10 tRNA genes are annotated in these 2,285 nt (G+C 39.6%); 9 read left to right on the forward strand and 1 reads right to left on the reverse strand.

The features are described 5' to 3' along the window. Nucleotides 1–40 precede the first annotated feature (40 nt). Nucleotides 41–116: transfer RNA gene (locus tag B5G52_RS21635), tRNA-Ala, on the reverse strand. An 813-nt stretch (nucleotides 117–929) separates the two neighbouring features. On the opposite strand from B5G52_RS21635, the gene B5G52_RS21640 reads away from it, so the two are divergent. The 9 genes from B5G52_RS21640 to B5G52_RS21680 all read left to right on the forward strand — a co-directional run bounded on the left by B5G52_RS21640 (nucleotide 930) and on the right by B5G52_RS21680 (nucleotide 2,153). Continuing rightward, nucleotides 930–1,005, forward strand: a tRNA-Val gene (locus B5G52_RS21640). A 151-nt stretch (nucleotides 1,006–1,156) separates the two neighbouring features. Then, nucleotides 1,157–1,232 (forward strand) — tRNA-Val (locus B5G52_RS21645). A gap of 151 nt (nucleotides 1,233–1,383) precedes the next feature. Further along, nucleotides 1,384–1,459: transfer RNA gene (locus B5G52_RS21650), tRNA-Val, on the forward strand. 50 nt (nucleotides 1,460–1,509) lie between these two features. Next, nucleotides 1,510–1,585 (forward strand) — tRNA-Val (locus B5G52_RS21655). Nucleotides 1,586–1,619: 34 nt separating this feature from the next. Continuing rightward, a tRNA-Val gene (locus B5G52_RS21660) sits at nucleotides 1,620–1,695 on the forward strand. Between the two features lie 16 nt (nucleotides 1,696–1,711). Continuing rightward, a tRNA-Val gene (locus tag B5G52_RS21665) sits at nucleotides 1,712–1,787 on the forward strand. Nucleotides 1,788–1,825: 38 nt separating this feature from the next. Beyond that, nucleotides 1,826–1,901 (forward strand) — tRNA-Val (locus B5G52_RS21670). A gap of 19 nt (nucleotides 1,902–1,920) precedes the next feature. Next, nucleotides 1,921–1,996 (forward strand) — tRNA-Val (locus B5G52_RS21675). Nucleotides 1,997–2,061: 65 nt separating this feature from the next. Beyond that, nucleotides 2,062–2,153, forward strand: a tRNA-OTHER gene (locus B5G52_RS21680). Nucleotides 2,154–2,285 lie beyond the last annotated feature (132 nt).

The following is a 2,285-nucleotide window of genomic DNA, read 5'->3' on the forward strand; positions in this document are numbered from 1 at the left end:
ACAGAAAACTGCTACCCTAGGACAAACACAAAAATAAGTTTGGTGGAGCTATGCGGGATCGAACCGCAGACCTCTTCGCTGCCAGCGAAGCGCTCTCCCAGCTGAGCTATAGCCCCAACTTATTTTGCTTTACACTGCTTCGTAAATCGGGCTGTGTATCGCTGAGTGCGGGGCGCATTCTATGCAGCCACCTAAATAATGTCAACATTTTTTTCAGTAACTTTATTCAAATGCCCTATTTTTCAACAAACTGGATAATCTATACACTCTGCGGTTTGTTTTTTGAACTGAATAGTTGTTTTTGTTTATACATGAGGTTCTGGATCTGGTTAAACTCGCAATTTGTCAATTTAATGCGTTTATAGAAGGTATACATTTATAAGGAAAATTAACTTTCTGTGATTTGTTTTATAAAGTATCAATTCAAAAGAGTTAAATGCTGGTGAATAACAGGGTTATGCCAAGTAAAGGGAGGAGGCTATTTATTAATTGGATTAAAAGTTTTCCTGTGCTTTGTAAAATGGAAGGTGTTTAATTCATTATGAGATAGCTTGCTAACAGAGGCTATTAAATATAAACGTGAGAGTGATAAGAAAGCTTGGAAATAGGTTGTTCTTTTAATTTAGAAATCGCCATAAAGTTTTTACCCAACTATAGCGATAAGGTTATTAGATTCTGATTTTGTTAAAACCAGTGAAGTTTATATAATTCTATTGCTACATCACTCACTGACACATTGTGTTTTGTTTAAAATTAAAAGTAACGAGACAAAATCTCAGCAATATGGCTATAAAGTGTGCTTTCTGCCATCTTGTTGATTATAAAAACCACATCTAAACCATTTTTACTCATTCAAGTGTTGACACATTTACAACTCTATCTATAATAGCGCCCCACAACAACGCAGCAATGTGTCGTTGTAACGATGTGGGTGATTAGCTCAGTTGGGAGAGCATCGCCCTTACAAGGCGAGGGTCACTGGTTCAAGTCCAGTATCACCCACCACTTATTAGAAAGTGGTCCACATCTATACTCTACATGGTCGTTATATCAGTAGAGAAAAGAGAGCATCACCGCTATTTATAAGTAACGGTGAGGTTCACTGGTTAAAGTCCAGTACTATTTTATTTTAATAGTAGCGTTTTAATTTATATGTGGGTGATTAGCTCAGTTGGGAGAGCATCGCCCTTACAAGGCGAGGGTCACTGGTTCAAGTCCAGTATCACCCACCACTTATTAGAAAGTGGTCCACATCTATACTCTACATGGTCGTTATATCAGTAGAGAAAAGAGAGCATCACCGCTATTTATAAGTAACGGTGAGGTTCACTGGTTAAAGTCCAGTACTATTTTATTTTAATAGTAGCGTTTTAATTTATATGTGGGTGATTAGCTCAGTTGGGAGAGCATCGCCCTTACAAGGCGAGGGTCACTGGTTCAAGTCCAGTATCACCCACCACATATAAAGCTTGTTATTATGTTAATAGTCATTTTTTAAGATCGTAATATGGGTCGTTAGCTCAGTTGGGAGAGCATCGCCCTTACAAGGCGAGGGTCACTGGTTCAAGTCCAGTACGACCCACCATTTTTTAAATGGTGTATATTACAAAAATCTAAATGGGTGATTAGCTCAGTTGGGAGAGCATCGCCCTTACAAGGCGAGGGTCACTGGTTCAAGTCCAGTATCACCCACCATTTAGATATTCTTTGCGGGTCGTTAGCTCAGTTGGGAGAGCATCGCCCTTACAAGGCGAGGGTCACTGGTTCAAGTCCAGTACGACCCACCATTTATTAAATGGTAACTGCAAAGAAAACTGATTATTTGGGGTCGTTAGCTCAGTTGGGAGAGCATCGCCCTTACAAGGCGAGGGTCACTGGTTCAAGTCCAGTACGACCCACCATTTAATCAAAATTATATGTGGGTGATTAGCTCAGTTGGGAGAGCATCGCCCTTACAAGGCGAGGGTCACTGGTTCAAGTCCAGTATCACCCACCACATATAAACACTTCTACAGCATCTAATCTTAATTCTTCTGACTATTTATCGTAAAAAGCCTATCCGGGTAATTAACTCAGTTGTAAGAAAAGAGAGCATCGCCTCCCTTTACAAATAATGGCGAGGGTCACTGGTTCAAGTCCAGTATCACCCACCACATATAAACACTTCTACAGCATCTAATCTTAATTCTTCTGACTATTTATCGTAAAAAGCCTATCCGGGTAATTAACTCAGTTGTAAGAAAAGAGAGCATCTTTATCAAATAACGAGAGTGATACCAATGCTA

Source organism: Pseudoalteromonas sp. A601 (assembly GCF_002165575.1).
Taxonomy (GTDB): domain Bacteria; phylum Pseudomonadota; class Gammaproteobacteria; order Enterobacterales; family Alteromonadaceae; genus Pseudoalteromonas.